This is a genomic window from Actinoplanes solisilvae (assembly GCF_003999975.1).
GTDB lineage: Bacteria > Actinomycetota > Actinomycetes > Mycobacteriales > Micromonosporaceae > Actinoplanes > Actinoplanes solisilvae.
The window spans coordinates 23,988-41,291 of record NZ_RJAC01000017.1 but is presented as its reverse complement, the minus strand read 5'-3'; the positions used below and the strand labels follow the sequence as shown (position 1 = coordinate 41,291).

Annotated in this window: 13 protein-coding genes and 1 tRNA gene; 2 read left to right on the top strand and 12 right to left on the bottom strand. The window is 68.4% G+C overall.

What is annotated here, in order from left to right:
* Window positions 1-96: 96 nt before the first annotated feature.
* The gene (locus tag EER30_RS32330; RefSeq protein ID WP_240670438.1) at window positions 97-1,335 is read right to left on the bottom strand and encodes a L,D-transpeptidase; all 1,239 of its coding nucleotides are present in this window, start codon (window positions 1,333-1,335) and stop codon (window positions 97-99) included.
* Window positions 1,336-1,477: 142 nt separating this feature from the next.
* Between EER30_RS32330 and EER30_RS32325 the strand changes: the two genes are divergently transcribed.
* A tRNA-Lys gene (locus tag EER30_RS32325) sits at window positions 1,478-1,553 on the top strand.
* 850 nt (window positions 1,554-2,403) lie between these two features.
* On the opposite strand, the gene EER30_RS32320 is transcribed toward EER30_RS32325, so the two are convergent.
* Together EER30_RS32320 and EER30_RS32315 are read right to left on the bottom strand one after the other, a co-directional pair.
* Complete coding sequence (locus EER30_RS32320) at window positions 2,404-2,748, bottom strand: hypothetical protein (RefSeq protein ID WP_127504456.1); 345 nt, start codon at window positions 2,746-2,748, stop codon at window positions 2,404-2,406.
* Window positions 2,749-3,066: 318 nt separating this feature from the next.
* On the bottom strand, window positions 3,067-3,897 hold the full coding sequence (locus tag EER30_RS32315) for a hypothetical protein (protein ID WP_127504455.1): 831 nt from the start codon (window positions 3,895-3,897) through the stop codon (window positions 3,067-3,069).
* A 19-nt stretch (window positions 3,898-3,916) separates the two neighbouring features.
* On the opposite strand from EER30_RS32315, the gene EER30_RS32310 reads away from it, so the two are divergent.
* Window positions 3,917-4,096, top strand: coding sequence for a hypothetical protein (locus EER30_RS32310; RefSeq protein ID WP_127504454.1), 180 nt, complete (start codon window positions 3,917-3,919; stop codon window positions 4,094-4,096).
* Between the two features lie 400 nt (window positions 4,097-4,496).
* Here the strand turns inward: EER30_RS32310 and EER30_RS32305 are convergent, their stop codons facing one another.
* From EER30_RS32305 to EER30_RS32265, 9 genes are all read right to left on the bottom strand, one after another.
* Window positions 4,497-5,180, bottom strand: a complete 684-nt coding sequence (locus EER30_RS32305; RefSeq protein WP_127504453.1) for a hypothetical protein — start codon at window positions 5,178-5,180, stop codon at window positions 4,497-4,499.
* Window positions 5,181-5,313: 133 nt separating this feature from the next.
* Entirely contained in the window at window positions 5,314-5,835 is a 522-nt protein-coding gene (locus tag EER30_RS32300) for a S26 family signal peptidase (protein ID WP_164842548.1), read from the bottom strand.
* Window positions 5,836-6,035: 200 nt separating this feature from the next.
* Window positions 6,036-7,661, bottom strand: coding sequence for a GGDEF domain-containing protein (locus EER30_RS32295; RefSeq protein WP_127504451.1), 1,626 nt, complete (start codon window positions 7,659-7,661; stop codon window positions 6,036-6,038).
* Window positions 7,658-8,698, bottom strand: a complete 1,041-nt coding sequence (locus EER30_RS32290) for a hypothetical protein (RefSeq protein WP_127504450.1) — start codon at window positions 8,696-8,698, stop codon at window positions 7,658-7,660. Before EER30_RS32290 ends, EER30_RS32295 begins: the two co-directional genes overlap by 4 nt.
* A 960-nt stretch (window positions 8,699-9,658) precedes the next feature.
* Window positions 9,659-12,373 carry a M48 family metalloprotease gene (locus tag EER30_RS32285; protein WP_127504449.1) on the bottom strand — a complete coding sequence of 905 codons (2,715 nt, stop codon included), beginning with the start codon at window positions 12,371-12,373 and terminating at the stop codon, window positions 9,659-9,661.
* Window positions 12,370-12,867, bottom strand: a complete 498-nt coding sequence (locus EER30_RS32280; protein ID WP_127504448.1) for a hypothetical protein — start codon at window positions 12,865-12,867, stop codon at window positions 12,370-12,372. Before EER30_RS32280 ends, EER30_RS32285 begins: the two co-directional genes overlap by 4 nt.
* Window positions 12,868-12,980: 113 nt before the next feature.
* Complete coding sequence (locus tag EER30_RS32275) at window positions 12,981-13,421, bottom strand: hypothetical protein (RefSeq protein ID WP_127504447.1); 441 nt, start codon at window positions 13,419-13,421, stop codon at window positions 12,981-12,983.
* Entirely contained in the window at window positions 13,418-16,195 is a 2,778-nt protein-coding gene (locus tag EER30_RS32270) for a DUF5682 family protein (protein WP_127504446.1), read from the bottom strand. The genes EER30_RS32275 and EER30_RS32270 overlap by 4 nt, the downstream gene beginning before the upstream one ends.
* Window positions 16,192-17,304, bottom strand: coding sequence for an ATP-binding protein (locus tag EER30_RS32265; RefSeq protein WP_127504445.1), 1,113 nt, complete (start codon window positions 17,302-17,304; stop codon window positions 16,192-16,194). The genes EER30_RS32270 and EER30_RS32265 overlap by 4 nt, the downstream gene beginning before the upstream one ends.

Genomic DNA, 17,304 nt, shown 5'->3' with positions numbered 1-17,304 from the left:
CTGCACTTATCTTTCCCGGTGACCAATCCCGGAATCGTGCCGCGACGATTACTCGTTCTTACATTTGGACCGATTTGGCAGCATTAGACACATTGGTCACTTCAGCGAGTCCGGAACCGGCAGAGCGCTGCCCTTGATGTACTCGGCCCAGGTCTTGTCCCAGGGTGTCCAGCCGTTCCCGTAGGCCAGCTTGTCCTCGGTGCCCTTCACCGTGACCGGATCACCGATCAGGGTCTTGTCGAACAGCCAGCGCGCGTTGCCGGGCGCCACATTCACACAGCCGTGCGACACGTTGCGGCGCCCCTGCGAGCCGACCGACCACGGAGCCGAGTGAATGTACTGACCCGACCAGGTGAGGCGCTGCGCGAACTGGATCTCGGTGCGGTAGCCGTTGACCGGGCCGAGCTCGGCCCTGGTGTCGAACACCGTGTCGGCCATCTTCTCCATCACGACCATGACCCCGCTCGACGACGGCGTGCTCTTCTTACCGAGGCTCACCGGCATCGTCTTGATCGTCTTTCCGTCCTGCACCACGGTCATCTTCTTCGTGGCGTTGTCGACCTTCATCTCGAACTTGCGGCCGATCTTCGACGTGGCCGAACGATCCCGGTCGCCGTAACGCCCGCCGCCGGTAGGCAGCCCCCCGACCGCGACACGGACCTTGAGCGTGGTGCCCGGCTGCCAGAACTCCGGACCGCGGTAGAACGCCTGGGTGCCGTTGTCGGTCCACGACCAGACACCCGGCTGGGCCGGCGTGGTGGTGACGAAGAGGCGGCGCTGAACGGCGGCGCGGTCGGCCTTCTTGATACCCGGGCTGAACTCCACGACGACGGGCATGGCCACGCCGTACGTGCGGTCATCGAAGAGGTAGAGGCCGGTGCCGGTCTTCCTACCCGGCGCCCCCATCGTGGTGAACGTGGTCGCGGCGGTCTTCGTCTCGCCGTTCTCGCCGGTGGCGACGACACTGGCCACGTACTTCTGCTTCGTCTTGAGCGGCTTGCTCGGCACCCAGGCCGAACCGTCCTCACGCAACGTCCCCGCGACCGTGGCACCGGCCGAGTCTTTGAGAGTGACGGTGGTCACCTTGGCCCCGGCGACCTTGAGGCCGATCTCGGCACTGACCGGCACACCAGTTTTTCCGGAAGCCGGGGTGACCGCGAGGCTGACCGGCACGGAAGCCGACTCCTCCCGCGGGGCGCCCGCACTCGCACTCGCACCCGCGCTTGTCGAGGGCGCGCCGGCGACCTTGTCCTCCTTCTTGCCCCCACCGCACGCCGCCAGCGTGACCGGCGTGATCACCGCCATCGCCATGACTGCCACAAGCGTGCGCCGCATGCTGCCCCGTCCCCTCTGAAGTTCGGGGACATCCTGCCTCATGGATGCAAGAGATCGAGTCCTCCGGACGGGTGGCGGACCACCTCCGGGCCGATTTTAAAGATCACCAAGGGCCGTGTTAGTGTTTCTCCGTTGCCAACGAGCGCCGCTAGCTCAACTGGCAGAGCAGCGGACTCTTAATCCGCGGGTTGTAGGTTCAAGTCCTACGCGGCGCACCATGTACGACCAGGGAAGATGCTGATCGGTTGATCAGCTTCCCTGTGACGTGAGTCAGCTGTGAATTGAACCTCTGACTCACAGCCATCGGTTTTGATCATCGTTGAGCCACCGCCTACCGTTCCACCGTGGCTCGCTTGAAGATCCGCCGAAGCGGCAGCGGTAGCCGCCCCGCCTCCGAACATCGTGGTGGCCTGCTCAGCAGGCGTCGTCCTGGCGCGCGCGATCCTGGTCGGATCCTGGAGCCCCATCGATCGCCGGAATGCCCTACCGACGGTGCGACTGCCGGAATCCGCTGACGGGTCGGCAGTGGGGTGCGCGGTGTTCCGTCCTGAAGGACCTCTCCCACGGGCGCTGGCACTACTGGATCAAGGTGACCGATGCTGAGGGCTCCCGACAAGGCTCCGCCGCGGGCGCTTCGCACCCGAGCAGGCCGCGATCGCAGCGCGGGACGCGGCCGTCGCCGAACTGCGCCTGCGGGTTCTCGCACAGACATGGACAGTGCGGAGGTGGCCGCTCGACTGGTTGGACCAGGTGGATGTGCGACCGTCGACGCTGCGCGGCTACACGACGGTCGTCCGTGGATGTGCGACCGTCGACGCTGCGCGGCTACACGACGGTCGTCCACTGTCATCTAATCCCGGCGCTGGGGTATCGGCGGTGCCGCCGTACGCGCCTGGACTATTGATGTTGTTGCCCGATCTCCTAGGGCCGCCCAGGCTGGTCGGGGAGTGCGTCGTACTCGAATCGCCTCCGTGTAGTCGCAGACTTCCTCCGACGAGGCGTCGAGGACCAAAGCTGCTGACGGCTCGGAGGGGCTGGGGTCGTCAGGAGAGCGCCGACGACGCTCCGTCAGCGAGGTAGATCGTTGTGCCTTTGGCTCGGGCGGCGAGCGCGGTCGTCCAGCCATGCGCCCGTGCCCTCCTGAAGCTTCACCGCGACGAAGGAGTCGACCTGTACGTCCTCGCAGGTGTCCAGCCACCACATGAAGTCGACCAACAGACCTGCGGCTGTTTCCGTCGAGGCGGGCCGATCGCCTTGCTCGACAGCAGCCTGCCCGATCATCCAGCCGAGGCTTCGCCGGATGGAGGCCAGCGCAGTCGGGTCTACCTGGTCGGCGGGTAGTCGTCGAGCCACGTGAGCAGGTAATCCACGTGGTGGGTGAAGCAGATGTGCAAGTTCGGCGTCGTCGGGCACGGCCAGCCACCGCAGCTCTGCCGCTGGAGCCCGTACGCCGATATCTGGTCAAGGTTGGGAGGCCGCGCCGAGTCCGAGGCGGTTGGACGACCTTTAGTCAGTGCCGGCTGCCAGCGCGAGCGACGCGGCACCGTACCGCAGGTCGTGCGTGCCGGACCGGTGGCAGCTCGCATGCTGCGACAAGCGCGGCGAGGCGGCGGGTCAGATAGCCCGGACGTAGCCGCTGGCCTTTGGCGTCGACGAAAACGTATCCGTCGCGGTTGCGGCCGGTCTCGGTGAGGCTCCGCTGGTGGGCACGCCACAGGCGCGGCAGCACTTCTAGGGGCAGGCTGCGACGTTGACGCTGATTCCGGAGGACGCCCAGGACCCCGCGATCGATTTCAGCGTGTACGTATACCCGGAGCTGGCGGTGGTGCCAGTGTCGGTCCAGGTGGAGGTGACACGCCCGGCGACGCGGATGGTGGGAGCGCCGCGAAGTACGTCGTAGTCGGTGACCCAGGTGTTCGTCGGCGGAGTCCAGTTCAGCGTCACGGTCGGATCGCTTGTTCCGCTCGCCGGCCCCTGGATGATGATGGAAAAGGTGATGTAGTCGTTGTTGCCGATCCAGGTGGTGGTGCGGGTGCCGGTGGATCCTGGGCTGGCGCGCAGCTCGTCCCAGGTCGACAACCGGGCCTCGGAGTTGGTCGCGACGATGTCCCCGTGGGCGGTCATGCCGGCGGGACCGGTCAGGACCGCGGTCGAGTTGACCGTCGTGGCCACGACGAGCCGGGTGGGGCTGCGGGCCGGATTCTGGGCCGGCGCCGCTACGCTGGTGCTGCTGGTGCCCTTGGCGTTAGAAATCGCGGCAATCGGCGCGATGGTGTCCACCCCGGAGTAGGAAGCGAGCACTGCCGCGCCCCGGTCGGAGACGTCGTTCCAGCTGAACCCATAGTTGGCCGGCGGGCTGGCGGTCGCGATGCGCCAGAACACAGCGGCGAGGTTGTCGGGGGCACTGGTCACCTGGCCGCCGACGGCGGTCCAGCCGCTGTCCATCGCGGTGATGGGGTCCGACCTGTCGGTAGCGACCACCACCGCGAGCAGGAGGTCGCCGGCCTGGGTCGCGGGGGTGGGAACATCGACGTAAGACGTCGGACCCGCCGTGGAGGACACGGCCCGTGCTGTAGGCGCGATGGCGGTGCACGGCCGCGAGCTCGTCAGTCCGGTGGCATTCGGGACCGTGGCCGCAGCGATCGTGTTCACGCCCGTGGAAGTAGCGCCGACGAATATCGCGTGGCTCGCCTGCCACACGAGAGTGACGCCGCCAAACGTGATCACCGCTACGACGATCACCAGCCCGCGGCGCGGCTGACGGGCGTTCCGCCGTCGCCCGCTCGCGTTTACGGTCATGCCGCGCCCTTCTGATCATGGGCCGCGTACGTACTTGTGCACGTCTGAATTAGGCCATTTTCGCACACGCGAAAAGCGTGGGAAACTCTTTGCTTGACTCGCTTCTTGACATCCCCGAACAAGCGGCGATGACGCCTGCGGAAGATCTGCGGCTCGGACGAGCTCCAACTCCCGGCGACACCCGTACCTCGACCGACCCGACCTCAGTGACCACCGACTTGCCACCGTGCGCGACGCGCCTTCCCGCTGCCTGCACCGACCGGATCGTGCTTGTCACGGCCGACCGGCTTCAGCGACCGCTCGGCAACAGGCGACCGGCTTCTCGTCCATGTCGAGATCCGCCGTTGTCTTTCCAGTTCTCGCTATCGCTGCGCTTCCCAGACGATGTTGAATTTGACGCCGTCGCCCTGCGCCGAGTCCAACGCCGAAGCCGAAAACGTGTAGGTGAACCGGAAGACCCGCCACATGTTTGCGGTAACAGTGCCCCACTGAGAGAGCAAGCCGGTAGCGTAGTCGGTATTTGCATTGATCAGGCTTTTCAGATTGGTTCCGGGGGCCACGCCGGCGAGGTCGACGAAGGAACCGGCGCCACCCGGGGTGCAATTGTTGTAGCCCGGGTTGCTGCCGAGGTCGGTGTTCCAGACTTCAATTTGCATGCTCAGGTTGTCGTCGGCTTCCGACGTGGCGTCGTTGGCCCAGGCTCCGTAGGCGCCGCCGCTGTTCGACTCCTGCGCCCCGGTGAAGTACAGCTTGACCGCGGGGTTCGTCAAGGAGCCCAGATACTCCACACCGATACACGCGGTGCCGGTGGCTCCGGGCGCGAGCGCGGGCGCGGTGAACATCGCGCCCGCAGCATTGTCACTGATCACGACTGTGCCAGCGCCCAAGGTGTTGCCAGTGTTGGTGGTCGTGTCCGAGAATGCGGCGTGCGACGCCTGCCACACCATGGCGAAACAACCGAGTAGAGCCACCATGACGACTACACCACGGTTACGCTGGCGGCGTCTTCCCACCCGGTCCGGTGCCACTTGCTCGATCGGGTTCATGGCGATCCCTTCTTCTCTTTTTCGCGGTCGGCCAAGCGCAACAGGCTCACTTACCACACGCGATCGGCGAAGGTGGCCCCACATCTTGTTTCGGCTGAGTGACGATGCCGCTTAGGACGGCACCCTCGGCAATTCAGTCATGGCTGAGACCTGCGCGGCGCGCCCTTCGTGCGCGGTGGCGACCGGCCGGGGCGCTGGGGCGGGATTCGTCGTAACCGGCGGTGGGCCAGATGATCAGGGCGAGGAGGAGCGCTACAGTGCCGAGGGCGAGAAGGTGGCGGCCTTCTTGGAACCAGAGGAACGGCAATCCGATGAACGGGATGCGAAGGCTCGCCACACCCTTGAGGTTTCGCATCGGAACGGGCGTGCTGTCCTGCTCGGGATTGGCATCGCCTTTCAAAATCATCTGGCCCTTGGAGTCGTAGTCGACCAGTCTGTGCATCAGCAGCTCTCCGGGCGCGGCCGGATTGTCGACCAGGACCACCGCCCCCGGCGCGGTGCGCGCAGCCGTGTCGGATGTGGCAGGCCGGGCGACGATGACGTCACCCGGCTGGATGGCCGGCGTCATCGAACCAGAGACAACGACAGTGCTTCGCCAGCCGATCAGTGCGGGCGCGACGGCCAGGACGAGCAACGCGGCGACACTCGCGATCACCGCGTGCCGAACATAAAGTAATACCTGAAGCGCGTAGGACCGAAGGATCAACCGTTGGCCGAGAACGAATCCCGCGGTCTTGTCCGCGCGATGGCCAGCGCGGGAGCGCCCAAGTCGTCCGTGCACGAGCGGAGTCCTCATACCGGGCCTTTCAAGATCACGCTTGATTGCTGGCCGGCTGACCCGGCGCCGGACGTGGCTCAGCCGCTGTGGACCTGCCGTGCCGATCCCTCATACTGCGCGGCCACCGCCGACGCACGGAGCGGTTCGCCCGTGAAGCGGCCCACCTCAACACGGTCGCGGCCTCGCTCCTTCGCAAGATATAGAGCCTGGTCGGCGACGTGGAGCAGGTCGCCCGGCGTGACGCCGCCGGGCGGCTGGCAGGCGATGCCGATGCTGCACGAGACCGGAACCGATGCTGAGCAGTCCCGGACGGACCTGCGGAAGCGTTCGCCCGTCTCCCAGACGTTGTCGACGTCGACACCGGGCAGGATGACGACGAACTCTTCGCCGCCGTAGCGGGCGACGAGTTCACTGTCCTGCGCCGCGCCCTTGAGGGCGGCGGCCGCCGCCCGCAAGACCTCGTCGCCGATCTGGTGCCCATAGGTGTCGTTGACCTTTTTGAAGAAGTCGAGGTCGATCAGGATGACGGCTAACGGCTCGCCGGTGCGTGCAGCGCGCGCGCTGTGGTATGCGAGGGCCACGTCGAATGACTTGCGATTGGCCACCCCGGTCAGGCCGTCAGTTTCCGCCGCCAGCCGGAGCCGCTCCACCAACTGGGCGCGGGTGAGTGCGAGACCGACATGCGCGATTCCCTGTAGCAGGGTCGACATCATCCGGTGCTCGACCCGCCTACGAGTGCCCATGTCAAGCACCAGTCGTCCGCGTCCCGCCGGCCCAAGCGGAAGGGGCAGGGCGACCAGACGCTGGGCGCCGGGTAGCCGATCGAGGAGGTAGGCGTCCCGACGCGGGTCCAGCCCTCGAGCGAGCACGGATACCTCCTCGGCATCGGCGAGCACCGACCCGCGGGCGCCTGTCGGCCGGTCTGCACCAAGACCGTCGGGCAGCGACGGCCATCCCACCTCCACGAACGTCAGCCCGTATCCCTCCTCGTCCGTCGACGGTTCGACAATCACCAAAGCGCGCTCCGCGAGCAGATCGTCTACCGCAAGCCGTGCCAGTGCCGTCGAGATCTGCTTAAGGTCGTTGCAGGTTTCCAACTCCACCGCCAAGCCCCGCAGCACCTCGGCGTCGTAACGGCGCCGGCGCAGCTCGCGCTCGTTGAGCGCCGCGTACAGCGACGTGGCCAGCGCCGCCGAGCCAAGGAGCACGACGAAGATCACGTAGCCGGTAAGCGGGAACGGTGCCGGCCGGGTGACGACCAGCAGGCCGGCTTGCTCGGCCTGAAGAACGCACAGCACCATCAGGGCATGCCACACCGCAACCTTGCCCCCGGAGCGGAACGACATCAGCAGACTGACTCCGCAGACGTGGAGCACCATCAGGACGCTGACCGGCCCCAGCACACCGCCGTACGCGTGTAGCGCCGTTGCAAGGCCCAGGCCGTCGACAAGCAGGGCGATGTTGGCGGCCACGATCGCGGTTCGCCGACCGAACCGAGGCGCCGCTGCGGCGAACAACGCGGCCCAGGCAACCACCATGGCAACCGCTAGCAACCCTTGTCCATCTGTTCGGCGCTCCTGCGGCAGCAAGACCCAAAACGCGGCCAACACCAAGGCAAGGCCCACGCGAAGCGAGGTCGACCACTTCACACGTTCGGCAAGCGGAAGCAAATTGAACCGCGACGGATGGACGTTTCGTGTCACTGTGTCCTCCAAGGGGTCGTGCCAGTTTCCGGAAAGGCCTGGTCGGGTTCGCCGTAAAGCGGAGCCTCCGCGAGTTTTGGGTCCTTACGGTCGAACCGGTCCTGCAGTGCCAAGAACAGCAGGACGAGCAGCAGAAGCAGGAGCGGCAGGACGGAATTTCGGGCTACCCCGAACATCAAATCGGCCATCCGAGTGGCCGTCGACGGAGGGCACGGCAGCGCGATGAGAGCCGAGGCTTCCGGTCGGGCTGCCCCGCCGACTCCAGTGCCCTTGGGCAGTGCCGCCGAAGACGTGGTGTCGCGTCTTGACGAAGTTGCCGCGGGCGCAGTCGCCGAACTCGATCGGGCGAGGATCGACGGCGTGGCGCGAGGTGTGTTGGCGGGAGCGGAACCTCCCGGGCCGTCGCCGGGACCCACGGGCGTGGTCGTCACCGGAGCGGTCGAGGGCACGTACGACCCCTGGAGTCGCCAGACCAGCGTGGCGATTGCCTGTGCGCCGGCAGCGCGGGCGTCATCGGCTACCTCGACGGCAAGGCGGAATGTGCGGCGCTGGGGGCCTCCGGGAATCCAGCCGGTGGCCACGCCCTCAGTTCCCTCGCTTGCGAGGGCGGCAAGGTTGCCGGTGTAGAACGCCGCTCCGCCCGCAACAAAGTCGCGGCAACCTCGCGACGCCCCCGTTCCGGTAGAACCTTCTACCTTCAGCCAAGGGGCCAGAGCGCCGGAAACCCCGCTGACGGATAAACGCACGGCCGAACCCGCAGCGTCGGCAATGATGACGATGCACCGTTCGAACCGCTGCCCCGGAGCCATCTCGGAGACGGTGAACAACGGCGTATTCGATCCCGCCTCGGCGCCAGCCGCGGTGAGAGGCATAGCAGCGAGTACTCGCGCCTTATCCGCCGGCGTCGTGACCGATCTACCGTTGATCAGCAGGCTGACTGCGAGTGCGACCACAGCGAGGACCAGCAACCAAGCGGTCGCCGACCATCGAGGTGAAGCCCACACAGCCGTTGCGCGCGCTCCGTCCGGCTGGGTCACGGCTTAACTGTCAGCAGTTTGGATGCGGACTTTAGAGCCGAGTTTCGCACCGCCACACTGCCGCCTCTCCCGCAACAATCGCGTACACCTATACCAATAACGTGGTCCGGTACCCCCTATCCCAAAGTGCTGGCCGACTTGTTGACCCAAATTGCCGTAGATCGAAAGTATTCACGGTATCACTGATATCCTTTTGATCTCGGTGTAACCCGCACGCCGGTAAGGGCCATTCACAGCACAGAACCATTTTCATTCTGCGTAGCGGTTGGCTTCGACGTGGTGCAGGACCAGGACTGACTGCACGACCGCGGTGCCTCGCCGCGGGCGCCCCGCGCCCGCTCCGCCGGAGGCGGCCTGCCCTCAGTGCAACAACTCAGGGAGACCGGCCAGCGCGCCGCCATACGCGCGCCGGCATCCGCCTGGATCGTGGTGGAAGCGTGGACGCACCGCTCCGCCACGAGCAGCACCCGGCGGCCCCGGCACACTCGAGACCGTTGCTACCGTGATGGCCGCAGACGGCCCAATTGCCCTCGGCGAATCAGAAGTCCGCCGAGCTCAAGCACTCGCCACCAACGAGGAATACCTGATCGCCTTCGACACATACGCCCTCGACCCCACACGGTGCCGCCTCCATATCCTTCCAATCCCCTGGCGGCAGGCGGCTTCGACTTCTACCCGGTAGTCGGCCGCAGCATGGGCCTGCAATTTCGGCTGCCCAGCCGCTGAGCGCCCCTCCGCTCAGACCTCTACCTGGGACCGCCGCGCACGACGATGCGAATGGTGTTCGCCACGCTCGACCTGTGCGCCGATGTTCACCTGCCCTGCGCCCCTCTTAATCCGCGGGTTTTAGGTTCAAGTCCTACGCGGCGCACCAAGCATCACCAGGCCATACAGCTTCGAGCTGTATGGCCTTTCTCTTTATCCGGCGCTTGGGTTCTCCGGTGATTGGGCGTTCTGTCCTCAGCCGCCCTTGGCGATGAGCGCCTTGAGCTGGTCGCTGGTTTCGAACAGGTTGACCATGGCCTCCAGCAACGAAAAGATCACCAGGATTCGGTCGTAGCTGCCGGGTGACCTGTCGTAGGCGTCGGTGCCGGCGAGCGCCTTCTCCGCCAGTTGCAACGCCGTGGCCCACTGCTTCTGCACAGCGGCATCCGGGATCGGCGGGAACGTCCGGGCCAGCGCCAAGGCGTCGGCGGCGATCCGCAGATCACCCGCCAACGAGGTGGTCACGTCGGCGTTGAGTGAGCCGTAGAGCGAATTGAGCGCCCGCGCGAGATCGGCGATGGCTTGCGAACCGCCGCCACTGCGCCAGGCCTCGGCCTGTTCCGCCGTGGTGCCGCCCCGGTTCATGAGCGAGACGTTGGCGGGGATGGCGAAGCCGGCGGTGTAGTCGCGGCCCTCCGGTGCGGTGTGGGGCCGGGCGATCGCGGTTCCGGCGGTCCACAGCAGGGTGAGCAGGACGAGCCCGGCGACCACCTTCCGGTGGCTACGGGTCGTCGCGGCGGCCGGCACGACATCGGCGGTCGCCCGGCGGCGATCGCGGTATCGGGCCGCTGTGATGCCCAGCCCGACGCCGGCCAGCGCGAGGACGAGCCCGGTGACCGTGGCCGCCCGCCAGGTCGCGAAGAGGAATCCGACCGTCGCGCCCGGAGCGCAGGACGCCGCGCGCAAGGCGACGCCGGGCACGCAGCCGGACAGCACCGACCACACTGACATGCCGGCGACGCCGACGAGCACCGACACGAACGCCGCGAACAGCCCGCCGACGACCCGCCCTGGCCCGGCCCGGGACGCCACCACGGCGGCGACCACGACCTGAACTACCAGAAGCACGCACACCTCGATGCAGAAGACGACGAACACGAACGCCGTCTCTTGTCGTACCTCCGGCGACACTGTCAGGCGCAGCCCGGCCCGCAGCACGAGGTCGGCCGCGACCGCGGCCAAGCCGCCGGCCACTCCGGCCCGCAGCGCCCGCGAGCCGATCAACCCCGGCCCGGCCAGCGCGACCGGAACGAGCCACGGCAGCAGTGCGGCGACCAGGGCGATTGCCGCCGAACCTTCGAAGAGGTGGATCGGGTTCATCGCGATGACGCCGATCGGGCGGTCGAACGGCGACCATTGCGCCGAGGCAGCGGTGGTGCCGGCGGCGGCGCTGATGGCGACGGTGGCGCGCCGGGTGATGTCCCAGCCGGGAATCGCCCACGTGCCGATCCACGCGTACGCGATCAGCACCCCGCTCAGCAGGATCAGCGCGATCGGGCCGCGACTGGGCTCGGAGCCGGTGGCCGCGCGGCGGATCCTCAGGCAGTACGCCGCCCAGAGCGGGAGCAGCACTGCCACGGCGAGCAATTCGGCCACGAGCAGCAGGCCCGCCCGGGTCGGGAAGAACCGCACGAAGGAACCGGTCTGGCCGTACGAGGCCAGGGAGACGAAGCGGCCGAGCACCAGGCCGGCCGTGGCCGCCAGGGCGGGAACGATCAGCAGGCGCGGGGTGGGCCGGCGTTGGTCGGCCGCGATGATCCAGCGCCAGCCGGCGACCACCAGCAGGCCGGCGAACGCTGTCGCGAAGAGAACGCTCAGTGTGTAGACCAGAACGAGTCTCGACGTGGGCAGGAAATACAGGATCGGGTAGACGGCGTCGCAGGCCACCGTGATGGTGCAGCCGGCGAGCAGCATCTCCAGCGGGGTCAGCGGCACGACGCCGGTGGGCTCCTGCGCGGCCCGGCGGCGTAGCTGCGGCGACGGGTGCGTACCGAACCGGAAACGGATCGCGGCCACGATCCGCGCGACGCCGCCCGCCTCAGGGCGCTCGGGCACGTCGCCGCTCCCGGCCCGGACGTCAGCGGCGATCTCGCGGCCCTGCAACACGGTGTTGCGGGCCAGATAGACGACCAGGATCAGCGCGGCGATGCGCCACCCGGTTCCGGTCAGTCCCGCGCCGATCGCCCGCAGGGGTTCGCCGGTACTCCGCGCGACCTGCCAGATGCTGTACAACTCGACGACGAGCACGGGGACCAGCGCCAGCAGCACGAAGCTGCGCCAGACCGCCATCGTGAGATAGGTGATGCCGATGTCACCGTTGCGGACGTGCGCCAACTCGTGCCGCACCACGGTGTCGAACGCAGCCGGGTCCGAGGAGAAGCGGGTCAGCAGGCCGGCGTCGAGGCGGATCGCCGGTCGGCGGAACCGCCCGAACGCAAGTCCTCCGGCGTCGCGGCTGAGCGGGTCGACGACGATGTCGGGCGTCGACGCGAGCCCGGCCTCGGCGACCAGCTGGTCTATGCGCTCCTGGACGGGCGCGATGCCCTCGCCCAGCGACGTGAGCGGCACCAGTCGCTGGCGGCGGCGCTTGTAGGCGGGCTGGAACCGGTAGAACAGCGCCGCGCCGAGGGCCACCACCAGCGCGCCGGTCAGCAGGTTTCGGAACTCACGGCGGATGTTGGCGGTGTCGCAGCGGTTGAAGTTCCGGTATGCCTCGGTGCTGCCCACCCCGGTCACCGTGTTGATGCCGGCCTGCTTGCGGCACTGCACTGTGTGCTCGCGTTCGGCCGGGCCGGCCGCCAGCATCACCGCGTAGAAGGTCGCAGCCGTGCCCAGGCTGAGCACGATCACCATCAAGAACCGCACCACCATGCCGGTCGGCGGCGCGGGGCTCGCATCCTTGCCGGTCACGACTCGGCTATCTCGTCGGGGCTCGCTTCACCGCTGTGTCGTTGCACGCTCACCATGAACGCGTCCACGAACAGCGCGATGCGGTCCTCGGCCAGTCCGAGCGCCCTCGCCCGTTCCTCGGCCAGAGCGCGAATCACGTCGAGCTGTTCCGCGCTCAGCTCAGGCAGGCGGGTTGGCGCCGGTGGGCGCCGCCGCAGCCGGCTGCCCAGCCGTTCGACGAGCCGGCCGGTCCGCGCGCTGGCCGCGGCGCCCACCCGATCGGCGAGATGGGCGACGACCGCGCCCGCCACGGTGAGCGCCACCGGAGTCACCAGGTCGACCACCTCGGACACTCCGTAGCCGAGTGCCTCGTCGCCTCGGCGGCCCCGCCGCGGCGTGGCTCGACCGGACCTGCTCGCATAGGCCGCCGCCGCGGCGTCGAAGAACAACAGCTCTTCGGGGGCTGCGCGCTCGACCGTGGTGCGGGCTACGCGAGCAATGATCGACTCGGTCACACGGGCACTCCGTCCGCTGACTGGCCACTGTGGTCTGTCGCAGTGTCCCAGACTCGCGGTGGCGTGGGGAGACAGACTTCACAGCATGTCATCGCCACGCCACTCAAAGACTGTCAGCGGCGGCCCGCGGCCAGAGCGACGAGGAACTGGCCGCCGCCGGCGTCGACGGTCGCGGTCACCGGCAGGCCCGGCACGAGCCGCGAGAACCGGTCGAGCAGCCAATCAGCCGCCTCCTGGGCGTCCTTCCTGCTCGGGCAGCGGGCGACCAGTTCGCGGCCGCCCTTGCGTTCCAGCCGCTCGGCCACGGTGATCAGCGGCGCGGGCTCGACGACGTGCAGCCGGTCAGGCCAGGCGATGACGACCTTGACCGCGCCCTTGCGCGTGTTGCACGCCCGGTGCGCGAGCCGCTCGGCGATCTTCGCCTTGCGGTCGGCGGTGCGGCTGTCGACGCTCGGGCCCCGCGGATCGTTCACCGACATGCCGGCGTCGACCGCCTCGTCGCAGACCCAGCATCGCCAGCCGTCGCGTTCACCCACGTCGTCAAGAAGACTCATCCCAGCAAGGTACTGCGAATGGTCGGCCCGGCCCCGGCCAGCATCACCTCCACGGCGGCGGCTGTTTCCGGGAAATCGGTCAGCAGAGTCGCGGGGGCGGCGGCGCCGGCGGGCTCGGGTGGCGGCCAGTCGCCGGGGCAGCCGAGCAGTTCGGCGACCGCGTCGGTGGTTGCGGGCTGGTCGGCGAGGAAGGCGAAAGCCCCGCCCGCCGCCGAGGGCATCACGCGGCGGGCGTTCCACGGCGGGGTCCAGTCGTCGAGGGCGGCCAGGGTGCCCGGGAACGTGCGGCCCGCCTCTCGGGTCAGGACCGGGACCAGTTCGGCCGCCTGGTCGCGCAGCGTGGTGATCAGGGTGGGCAGCCAGGGCAGCAGCACCGGGTCGGGCAGGCGGGCGAACGCTTTCGACAACGTCTCGACCACGAACGGCGCCAGGCGCGGCACCGGCTCCAGCGCCTGCACGAAACCGCTCACATACTGCGGGAACGCCGGGACGACGAGCGGGTTGGCCAGCAGCTCGTCGATGCGGGTGCGCAGCTCGGGCATCGGCAGGGCGCCCAACTGGTGCCGGGCCGCCCAGAGCAGGGCCACCTTGGCCGGCGACTCCGGATGGGACTGAATCACGGCCAGTTCGAGCTGGGTGCGGTCGCAACCGAGCGACAGCGCCAGACTCTCCATGCTGAACAGGAAGCCGAGCATCGCGCCGACCTGCCGTACGCCCGCCTCGTCGTCGACGAACGCGGTCGGCAACAGGGTGCAGTAGTGCGCGTACCCCTCGGTGACGAACCGTTCGCACCAGCCGGGCAGGGCCGGGGCCGTGCTGCGGTAGTGGGCCAGCAGCCGTCGGATGCGGCGCAGCACGACCGGGGCGTCGTCGACCGTGCGTTCGGTCGACAGCAGTTCGACCGCCCGGCTGCCCAGCTCGTCGGTCAGGCGGGGACTGGCCAGGAAGAGCAGCGAGTCCTCGACCGCCTTGAGCGCCACGGCCGCGGTCGCCTTCGGGTCCCACGCCGCCCGGCGCAGGCGTTGCTCGAGGACCTGTTCGACGGTGACGCCCTCGTAGCCGAGCTCGATCACGGCGCGCTGGTGGCGGCCGAGGTCGAGGTCCCAGCTCTCCTGCAGGTGTTTCTCGCCCAGCCGGCGCGAGCCGATGACCGGGCGCACAGCCTGGTCGGGCAGCAGGTAGCGCAGCATCCACAGCAGTTGGGAGCAGGGGGCCAGCTCGGGTTTCGCGGCCAGGTCGAGCAGGGCCCGCTGGATGGTGCGCTGTTCGAGGTTGAGGCCGAGCGGCGCGAGCCGGTCGTGGACGTCGCGGGCCAGTGGCGGCAGCGCGTCGTAGCCGACCTGGCCGACCCGGTCGCCGCCGAGCAGGATCTCGCAGAGCCGGCGCACGTCGCGGCGGCCGGGGACGACGTCTTTCTCGATGCAGGTGACCGCGGCGTCGGAGAAGTCGTACGGCGTGGGCCGGGCGCGGCCGCGCAGTCCGGCCAGCAGGATCGACGTCTCGAAGATCGCGATCGCGTCGGCCGTGCTGGCCAGGTAGCCGCTGCGGCGGGCGAGCCGGACGATGTCGACGCACCAGCCGCGCAGCTCTTCCTCGTCGAGCCCGTCGAGCACCGGCGGGCCGGACAGGTAGCCGGTGAGCTGGTCGGCCGGCGCCGTCCCGGCAGCGGGGGGCGGCAGCGCCTTACGGGTCTTCTTGCGGTTGCCTTTCTGCCCGGCGAGCTCGAAGGGCGTGAGCCGGGTCTTGGTCAGCGATTTCTGCCAGGTGGCGGCGGCGATCGAGACGGAGCCGGGCGCGAGCCCGAACTGCGCCTCGATCGCGGAGTGACTGCTCGGGATGAGGCCGTACAGCCATTTCGTGCCGGTGCGCGGGGTGATCGCGAAGTCGGGGGTGCCGTCGGCCGACCCCACCTCGGCGAGGCGGCTGGCCGCGTGGAACGCCCCGCACACATACATGCAGTCGGCCCGGTCGACGCCGCTCGTGGCCAGGTGCTCGCGGATGCGCGTCCACATGTACCGTTCGCGGTCCTCGTCGCTGTCCCATCGCGCGGTGTCGTGCGGAGCCAGCCGCCGGAACAGGCTTCCGATCAACACCATCACTTGCCGGTACGTGTCGTGGTCGGCGCCCGCGAGCGGCTGTTCCACGTACTGGTCCCACCACTCCGACCAGTGCCGCACCCGCCCGTGGTGCAGCAGGTGTTCCTCGAGCTCGGCGAAGCGCGGCCGCAGGTCGCCGATCTCGAGGCCGACCGCGTCGCCGTGCAGGTCTTCCTCGGGCGCTTCGGTGCCGGGCTCGGCCGACGGGCCGGGCTGCCATTGGAAGACGTGATCGGTGGACCGGTCGACCAGCACCAGCTCGACGCCGGGGGTCTCCAGCGCGTACGCGATGGCCTGGTATTCGGCGGAGCCCTCGGTGATCGGGGCGATGACGCTCAGCGGCGCTGACTCGACCGGGAAACCGTCGAGTTCGGACGCGAAGGCCTGCAGCGCGACCGGCAGCCGGCAGTTGCGCAGCTCGGTCAGCAACGGCGTCAGGTCTTCGCACAGCTCCAGGTAGATGACCTTCGGCTGTTTCTCGCGGAGCCGGCGCACCATGGCCAGCGCCGAGGCCGGCGAGTGGTGGCAGACCGGGAAGATCTCCAACGGCTCGCGCAGCGCGTGGTCGACGTCGTCCACCATGCCGGCGAGGATCTCGGGCAGGGCGGCCGGGCCGTCGCCGAGAGCCTCGGCGGCCCCGAGCAACTGGTCGCGCAGGGCGTCGAAAGGGCTGCTCATGACAGGGTGGCGATCGCCTGGCGGCCGCCCTCGAGGAAGCCGGTCCACTCGCCGCCGTTCTCCTTGCTGCGCGGTTCGACGACGCCGTGCCAGTACTTGTTGAGGATGGCCAGGTCTTCCGGGCTGCGCCGGGCCAGCGAGCCGACCAGTGAACCGGCCAGCGTCTCGGCGTTCAGGGCGGTGGCGCCGAAGAAGTTGCTGTGCAGGATCGCGTCTTCCAGCACACCGATCTGCTCGGCGGTGGACAGCGCCGATTCGAGCTTCTCGTCGTCGCTGCCGGCCGCGCCGGCCGCGGCCCGCAGGTCGGCGAAGCTCTGCAGCAGCACGTCGAGCAGCGTGGGCGGCACCTCGAGCTCGATGTTGTGCCGCCGCAGCAGTTCCTCGGTGCGGAAGCGGACGATCTCGGCCTCGCTCTTCTTGTTGGTCACGACCGGGATGCGGACGAAGTTGAAGCGCCGCTTGAGGGCCGAGGACAGGTCGTTGACCCCGCGGTCGCGGCTGTTCGCGGTCGCGATGATCGAGAAGCCGGGTTTGGCGAAGACGATGTTGTCGGTGTCGAGCTCGGGGATCGAGACGTACTTCTCGGACAGGATGGAGATCAGCGCGTCCTGGACGTCGCTGGTGGAGCGGGTCAGCTCCTCGAAGCGGCCGATCACGCCGCCCTCCATCGCGGTCATGATCGGCGACGGGATCATCGAGGCGCGGGACTGGCCCTTGGCGATCACCATCGAGACGTTCCACGAGTACTTGATGTGATCTTCAGTGGTGCCGGCGGTGCCCTGCACCACGAGCGTGGAATTGCGGCTGATCGCGGCGGACAGCAGCTCGGCCAGCCAGCTCTTGCCGGTGCCCGGGTCGCCGATCAGCAGCAGCCCCCGGTCGGAGGCGAGGGTGACGATGGACCGCTCGACGAAGCTGCGGTCGCCGTACCACTTCTGTTCGACGTCGCGGTCGAGACCGTCGGCGCGTTCGGAGCCGAGGATGAACAGGCGCACCATCTTGGGGCTCAGACGCCACGAGTACGGCTTGGGTCCGTCGTCGATCGACTCGAGCCAGTCGAGCTCGTCGGCGTACTTGATCTCGGCGGGCGCGCGCAGCATGTCACTCAT